Source organism: Kitasatospora sp. NPDC034533, from assembly GCF_055575155.1.
On the sequence record NZ_JBVITE010000023.1, the window covers coordinates 94,119 to 101,702 of the forward strand.

At 71.4% G+C, this 7,584-nt stretch carries 5 protein-coding genes; all 5 read left to right on the plus strand.

Annotation, left to right across the window (positions count from 1 at the left end; translation table 11 throughout):
* Window positions 1-129: 129 nt before the first annotated feature.
* Complete coding sequence (locus ACZ55U_RS18600) at window positions 130-1,344, plus strand: sensor histidine kinase (protein WP_465527204.1); 1,215 nt, start codon at window positions 130-132, stop codon at window positions 1,342-1,344.
* On the plus strand, window positions 1,332-1,976 hold the full coding sequence (locus ACZ55U_RS18605) for a response regulator (RefSeq protein WP_465527205.1): 645 nt from the start codon (window positions 1,332-1,334) through the stop codon (window positions 1,974-1,976). The genes ACZ55U_RS18600 and ACZ55U_RS18605 overlap by 13 nt, the downstream gene beginning before the upstream one ends.
* A 2-nt stretch (window positions 1,977-1,978) precedes the next feature.
* On the plus strand, window positions 1,979-2,821 hold the full coding sequence (locus ACZ55U_RS18610; RefSeq protein WP_465527206.1) for a DUF4097 family beta strand repeat-containing protein: 843 nt from the start codon (window positions 1,979-1,981) through the stop codon (window positions 2,819-2,821).
* 91 nt (window positions 2,822-2,912) lie between these two features.
* A complete protein-coding gene (gene dusB / locus ACZ55U_RS18615; protein WP_465527207.1) occupies window positions 2,913-4,082 on the plus strand; it encodes a tRNA dihydrouridine synthase DusB in 1,170 nt (389 codons plus the stop codon).
* A gap of 564 nt (window positions 4,083-4,646) precedes the next feature.
* A complete protein-coding gene (gene ppdK / locus ACZ55U_RS18620) occupies window positions 4,647-7,355 on the plus strand; it encodes a pyruvate, phosphate dikinase (protein ID WP_465527208.1) in 2,709 nt (902 codons plus the stop codon).
* The last annotated feature ends 229 nt before the right edge of the window (window positions 7,356-7,584 follow it).

Consider the following 7,584-nt stretch of genomic DNA (forward strand, 5'->3'; position numbering starts at 1 on the left):
AAGCCTTCCGTCCGGGCCCCCTTCCTGTCGGTGGTGCCCCACCCCGAATCGGGGGTGTAGCTAGCTACACCCCCGCCCGGAACCCCCCTTCATGGCGGCCCGTGATCACCGGGCCCTACGCTGTCCCGCATGCCCTCCACCACAGTGCGCCGAGCGCTCGTCAGGAGCCTCCGGCGTCCACCGTGGTCGTCCGAGGTCTGGCGGGACGTCCGCTTCACGGCCGCCGGAATACCCATGGCGCTTCCGGTCTGGCTGGCCGTCACCGAGTCGAAGCTGCTGTTCCCGGTGCTCGCCGCCGTCCTGGTGTGCGTCCGCCCGCTGACCGCCGTCCAGCGCGGCCGGCTGCGGGCCCTGCGCGGGGTGGAGGTGCCGGCGCTGCGGCCGCCGGTGGGGTGGCGGGCCTGGCTGCTGGGGCTGACCTGGCGCCAGGTGCTCTACCACCTGGTGGCCGGCCCGCTCCTGGCGGTGGGCGCGCTGGTGGTGCTGTACGCCTGGGCCGCCGCCGCGGTGCTGGCCACCGTGTACGCCTGGATCTGGCTGCTGCCCGCCGGGCCGGGGCTGCGCGCGGACCTGCTCGGGCGGGACGTCCTGTTCACCGTCGGCGGGGTGCTGCTGCTGGTGGTGGTGCCCGTCACGGGCACCGAGCTGGCCCGGCTGGAGGTGTGGGCGGCCCGGCGGCTGCTCGGCCCGGACCGGGCGGAGGCGCTGGAGCGGCGGGTCGAGGAGATCGCCGAGAGCCGGGCCGGGCTGGTCGACGCGGTGGACGCCGAGCGCCGCCGGATCGAGCGCGACCTGCACGACGGCGCCCAGCAGCGGCTCACCTCCCTCGCGATGAACCTGGGCCTGGCCCGGCGCACCCTCAAGGACGTGCCGCCGGAGGTGATGCAGGTGATCGTCGACGCCCACGAGGAGGCCCAGGCGGCCATCGACGAGCTGCGCGACCTGGTACGCGGCCTGCACCCCGCCGTCCTGGAGGACCGCGGTCTGGACGCGGCGCTGTCCGGGATCGCCGCCCGCGCCCCGCTGCCGGTGCGCCTGGAGGTCGACCTCTCCGAGCAGGTCGCCCCGACCGTCGAGGCGGTCGCCTACTTCACCGTCTCCGAGGCGCTCACCAACGTGGCCAAGCACGCCAAGGCCAACCGGGTCGACCTCTCGGTGCGGACGGCCGGCGGCCGGCTGCGCCTGGTCATCAGCGACGACGGTGTGGGCGGCGCCGACCCGACGCGCGGCACCGGGCTCACCGGTCTGCGCAAGCGCGCCGCCTCGGTCGACGGCACGCTGTCCGTTCTCAGCCCCCTCGGGGGCCCCACCACCATCACCGTGGAGTTGCCGTGCGCGCTGTGATCGCCGAGGACTCGGTCCTGCTGAGGGTCGGCCTGGTCAAGGTCCTGGAGGCGGTGGGCTTCGAGGTCGTGGCCGCCGTCGGGGACGCCACCGAACTGCTGGCCGCCGTCGAGGAGCACCGCCCGAAGGTGGTGGTCGCCGACGTCCGGATGCCCCCGGGCTTCACCGACGAGGGGGTGAAGGCGGCGATGGTGATCCGCCGGCAGTGGCCGGACACCGCCGTCCTGCTGCTCTCCCAGTACGTGGAGGAGCGCTACGCCGCCGACCTGCTGGCGACCAACACCAGCGGCGTCGGCTACCTGCTCAAACAGCGGGTGGCCAACGTCGACGACTTCGTGGACGCGCTCCAGCGGGTCGCCGAGGGCGGCACCGCGCTGGACCCGGAGGTGGTGGCCCAGCTGCTGGTGCGCCGCCACCGGGACCCGCTGGAGAAGCTGACCCCGCGCGAGCGCGACGTGCTCGCCCTGATGGCGGAGGGCCGCTCCAACGGCGCCATCGCGAGCTCGCTGGTGGTCAGCGACAGCGCGGTGGCCAAGCACATCAACTCGATCTTCACCAAGCTCGACCTGCCGCCGGCCGACGACAGCCACCGCCGGGTGATGGCGGTGCTGCGCTTCCTGGAGGTCGGGTAGCGGTGCGGGGGGTGAAGGCCTGGCGGGCCACCGGGACGGTCGTGGTCGTCCTGGTGATGATCGGCGCCGGACTCCAGACCTGGTCGATGGCGGTGCAGCAGCGCACCACCAGCAGCCGGCCGTACGACGTGGCGATCCACCGGCTCCAGCTGGAGACCGGCAGCGCCTCGGTCCGGGTGCGGGCAGGACGGGAGGGCCACGTGGTGGTCCGGCAGAGCCTGGACTGGCTGGTGCGCAAGCCGGTCGTGTCGACCGCCTTCGAGGGTGACGTGCTCACGGTCGGGCTGCACTGCCGGCTGGTCCTGCCGTTCACGGACTCCGGCTGCGGCGCCGAGATCGAGCTGGAGGTGCCGGCCTCGACCGAGGTGACCGGATCGGTGGGCTCCGGGTCGGTGAGGGTGGAGGGGCTGAGCGGGCCGGTCCGGATGGAGCTGACCTCCGGCCAGCTGCTGCTGTCCGACACCTCCGGGGACGTGACCGTGCGCGCCACCTCCGGGCTGGTGCAGGGCGACAGCCTGAGCGCCGAGCGGGTGACGGCACGGGTGGTCTCCGGCACGGTGAGCCTGAACTTCGCCGGCGCGCCGCGCCAGGTGGACGCCACGGCCGTCTCCGGCTCGGTGGAGATGGCCCTGCCGAAGGACAGCCGGTACGCCTTCTCCAGCGAGATCGGCAGCGGCAACGGCCACATCGAGCCGCTGTTGCAGGATCCCGCCAGCCCGAACCGGGTGCACACCGAGGTCGTCTCCGGGTCGATCTCGATCGTCCCGTCCTCGTCGACGGCGCTGCCGGAACCGGCCCGGTCGGCTCAGCCCTCGGCGCCGCCGTCGGCACCGGCGGCGCCGTAGCGGGAGCGCCCCGGTCCGGCGGCGGCGGCCGCTCACCCGGGTGGGGGACAATGGAGAGTCCCGTCCCCCTTGTACCCGAGGTCAGCCGCGCATGACAGCCACGCCCGCACCCACCGCGTCCGACACCGAGTTCGCGCCGCTCGACATCGGCCCGATCCAGGTGTGGCCGCCCGTCGTGCTGGCACCCATGGCCGGCATCACCAACGCGCCGTTCCGCACCCTGTGCCGCGAGCAGAGCGGCGGCAAGGGCCTGTACGTCTCGGAGATGATCACCACCCGGGCGCTGGTCGAGCGCAACGCCAAGACCATGCAGCTGATCAGGTTCGACCCGAGCGAGAAGCCGCGCTCGATCCAGCTGTACGGGGTGGACCCGGTGACCGTCGGCAAGGCCGCCAGGATGATCTCCGAGGAGGGCCTGGCCGACCACATCGACCTCAACTTCGGCTGCCCCGTCCCCAAGGTCACCCGCAAGGGCGGCGGCTCGGCGCTGCCGTACAAGCGCAACCTGCTGCGCGAGATCCTGCGCGAGGCCGTGGCCAACGCGGGCGACCTGCCGGTGACCATGAAGATGCGCAAGGGCATCGACGACGACCACCTCACCTACCTGGACGCCGGGCGGATCGGCGCGGAGGAGGGCGTGGCCGCGATCGCCCTGCACGGGCGCACCGCGGCCCAGCACTACGGCGGGACGGCCGACTGGTCGGCGATCGCCCGGCTGCGCGAGTCCGTCCCGGCGCACATCCCGGTGCTGGGCAACGGGGACATCTGGTCGGCCGACGACGCGCTGCGGATGATGCGCGAGACCGGCTGCGACGGCGTGGTGGTGGGCCGCGGCTGCCTGGGCCGCCCGTGGCTGTTCAAGGACCTGGTCGCGATCTTCGAGGGCGACGTGGACTACGCCCGCCCCGACTTCGGCTACGTGGCGAAGGCGATGGTCCGCCACGCGCAGCTGCTCGGCGAGTGGATCGGGGACGAGGCGCGCGGGGTGATCGACTTCCGCAAGCACGTCGCCTGGTACACCAAGGGCTTCTCGGTCGGCTCCGAGCTGCGGGTGAAGCTGGCCGGCTCCTCCTCGTTGGCCGAACTGGCCGAAACCCTCTCCCAGGTGGAGCAGTCGCAGGCCTGGCCGGCCGGTGCGGACGGCCCGCGCGGGCGGACCAGCGGCAACAACCGGGTGGTCCTGCCTGACGGCTGGTTGGACGATCCGTACGACTGCGCCCGACCGGGCGCCGACGCCGAATCGGACACCTCTGGCGGATGATCTATACGCAGTGGCGAAAACGACCCCTCCGGGTCGCTGGCCACTCGGTCAGGGCCCTCTTGTCCAGCTTGGACAAGAGGGCTCCTTTTCGGCGCCCGTTCGTCACTCAACGGGCACAAGGCCGAACGGTGTGCGACGATCGGCGGAGGCGGCGTGTGCTCGAACGATGAGACGCCCTCGTGACGCTTGCCACATGCGAGGGTGGCTGACGGCCGGTCAGTGGACGAAGTGGACAGGTCGGCCGTGAATCGCTTCCCGAAGCCGGTCGGCCGGTGATCGGGCGATCCGGGTGCAGGAAATCAAGCCGGAGCGGCGCGCCGGACCCGAGGTCGCTACCGTGCGTCCGGATCGTGCGATCTTCGGGTTGTCTTGACTTCAAGAGTTGAATGATTGCTCGCGTCAGGCGGACGATTTCACCAACAGAGGTGAACGCCTTTATCCGCATTCGATCTAGCGGGTTACCGATCGGTACCGGCCTCGGGTGGCCTATTCAGGGCAGAGAAGAGCCTTCGAAATGGGTATGTTCTCCGGCGTCAGGGCAACCGCGTACGAGGAGACCGACCCGTGCCGTCCCAGCAGAAGTTTGTTTACTCCTTCACCGAAGGAAACAAGGACCTCAAGGATCTTCTTGGCGGCAAGGGCGCGAACCTGGCCGAGATGACCAACCTGGGCCTCCCCGTCCCTCCGGGGTTCACCATCACCACCGAGGCCTGCAAGGTCTTCCTGGAGACGGGCACCGAGCCGGCCTCGCTGCACGAGGAGATCAGCGCCCACCTGGACGCGCTCGAACAGGAGATGGGCAAGAAGCTCGGCCAGGCCGACAACCCCCTCCTCGTCTCGGTGCGCTCCGGTGCGAAGTTCTCCATGCCCGGCATGATGGACACCGTCCTCAACATCGGCCTCTCCGACGCCTCGGTGGCCGGCCTTGCCGCGCAGTCCGGCAACGAGCGCTTCGCCTGGGACTCCTACCGCCGCCTGGTCCAGATGTTCGGCAAGACCGTGCTGGGCGTCGACGGCGAGCTGTTCGAGGAGGCCCTGGACGAGGCCAAGCGCGCCAAGGGCACCGCCAACGACCTGGACCTGGACGCCGCGGACCTGCGGAGCCTGGTCGAGGTGTTCAAGGGCATCGTCGAGCGCGAGACCGGCCGGGCCTTCCCGCAGGACCCGCGCGAGCAGATGGACCTCGCCATCCACGCCGTCTTCCACTCCTGGAACGGCGACCGCGCCCGGCTGTACCGCCGCCAGGAGCGCATCCCGAACGACCTGGGCACCGCGGTCAACGTCTGCACCATGGTCTTCGGCAACCTCGGCGAGGACTCCGGCACCGGCGTCGCCTTCACCCGCGACCCCTCCACCGGCACCCAGGGCGTCTACGGCGACTACCTGTCCAACGCCCAGGGCGAGGACGTCGTCGCCGGCATCCGCAACACCCTGCCGCTGGCCGAGCTGGAGAAGCTCGACAAGAAGTCGTACGACGAGCTGATGACGATCATGCAGACGCTCGAGAACCACTACCGCGACCTCTGCGACATCGAGTTCACCATCGAGCGCGGCAAGCTCTGGATGCTCCAGACCCGGGTCGGCAAGCGCACCGCCGCGGCCGCCTTCCGGATCGCCGTCCAGCTGGTCGACCAGGGCCTGATCGACCTGGACGAGGCCCTGATGCGGGTCACCGGCGGCCAGCTGTCGCAGCTGATGTTCCCCCGCTTCGCCCCCAACGCCGAGTCGCGGCAGATCGCCTGGGGCCTGGCCGCCTCGCCGGGCGCCGCGATCGGCAAGGTCGTCTTCGACTCGTACACCGCCGTCAAGTGGTCCCGCTCCGGCGAGAAGGTCATCCTGGTCCGCCGGGAGACCAACCCGGACGACCTGGACGGCATGATCGCCGCCGAGGGCATCCTGACCTCGCGCGGCGGCAAGACCTCGCACGCGGCCGTGGTCGCCCGCGGCATGGGCAAGACCTGTGTCTGCGGCGCCGAGGAGCTGGAGGTCGACACCAAGGCCCGCCGCTTCACCACCGCCGACGGCCAGGTGGTCCACGAGGGCGACATCGTCTCGATCGACGGCGCCACCGGCAAGGTCTACCTGGGTGAGGTGCCCGTCCTGCCGTCCCCCGTGGTCGAGTACTTCGAGGGCACCCTGCACGCCGGCGCCGACGTCCAGGGCGGGCTGGTCCAGGCCGTGCACCGGCTGATGTCGCACGCCGACGGCCGCCGCCGGCTGGCCGTGCGCGCCAACGCCGACAACGCCGAGGACGGCTCGCGCGCCCGCCGCTACGGCGCCCAGGGCATCGGCCTGTGCCGCACCGAGCACATGTTCCTCGGCGAGGAGCGCCGCAAGGAGGTCGAGCACCTGATCCTGGCGGACAACGACAAGGACCGCGAGCTCGCCCTCTCCACCCTGCTGCCGCTCCAGAAGGGCGACTTCCTGGAGCTCTTCCAGGCGATGGACGGACTGCCGGTCACCGTCCGCCTGCTGGACCCGCCGCTGCACGAGTTCCTGCCGGACATCACCGAGCTGTCGGTGCGCGTCGCCCTCGCCGAGGCCCGCAAGGACCCGAACGAGAACGACCTGCGCCTGCTCCAGGCGGTGCACAAGCTGCACGAGCAGAACCCGATGCTCGGCCTGCGCGGCGTCCGCCTGGGCCTGGTCATCCCCGGCCTGTTCGGCATGCAGGTCCGGGCCATCGCCGAGGCCGCCGCCGAGCGCAAGCTGGCCGGCGGGGACCCGCGCCCCGAGGTGATGATCCCGCTGGTCGGCACCGTCCAGGAGCTGGAGCTGGTCCGCGACGAGTGCGAGCGGGTGCTCGCCGAGGTCTCCCGGTCCACCGGCGTGGCGCTGGACATCAAGCTCGGCACCATGATCGAGCTGCCGCGCGCCGCGGTGACCGCCGGGCAGATCGCCGAGGCCGCCGAGTTCTTCTCCTTCGGCACCAACGACCTGACCCAGACGGTCTGGGGCTTCTCCCGGGACGACGTGGAGGCCTCCTTCTTCACCGCCTACCTGGAGAAGGGCATCTTCGGGGTCTCCCCGTTCGAGACCATCGACCGCGACGGCGTCGGCTCGCTGGTCAAGCACGCCGTCGAGGCCGGCCGGGCCACCCGCCCCGACCTCAAGCTCGGCGTCTGCGGCGAGCACGGCGGCGACCCGGACTCGGTCCACTTCTTCCACGAGGTGGGGCTGGACTACGTCTCCTGCTCCCCCTTCCGGATCCCGGTGGCGCGCCTGGAGGCCGGCCGCGCCGCCATCGAGTCGGCGGGCAGCGACTCGCGCTGAGGAGGGTAGGCATCCCCTCCGCACGCGGGCACGACTGACCGCTCTCCCTCCCGTCGGGAGGGCGTACACCGGAGCTCGGCGCAGGAGAACCGGCGTACGTGACACGGCCGGGGGGGGGGGGGGGAAAGGGTGCGGCTCCGCCCTGGCGCACGCTTTGTACCAGTCTTTCGTTTCCTTCCTTTCCTTTTCGCGCCTACATGTCTCCTGGCGGTTTTGGCAGGGGTAGTGG

Bases quoted from the DNA above. Each gene is read 5' to 3' on its own strand.
- ACZ55U_RS18600 (WP_465527204.1), top strand. From the start codon at position 130: ATGCCCTCCACCACAGTGCGCCGAGCGCTCGTCAGGAGCCTCCGGCGT.
- dusB (WP_465527207.1), top strand. From the start codon at position 2,913: ATGACAGCCACGCCCGCACCCACCGCGTCCGACACCGAGTTCGCGCCG.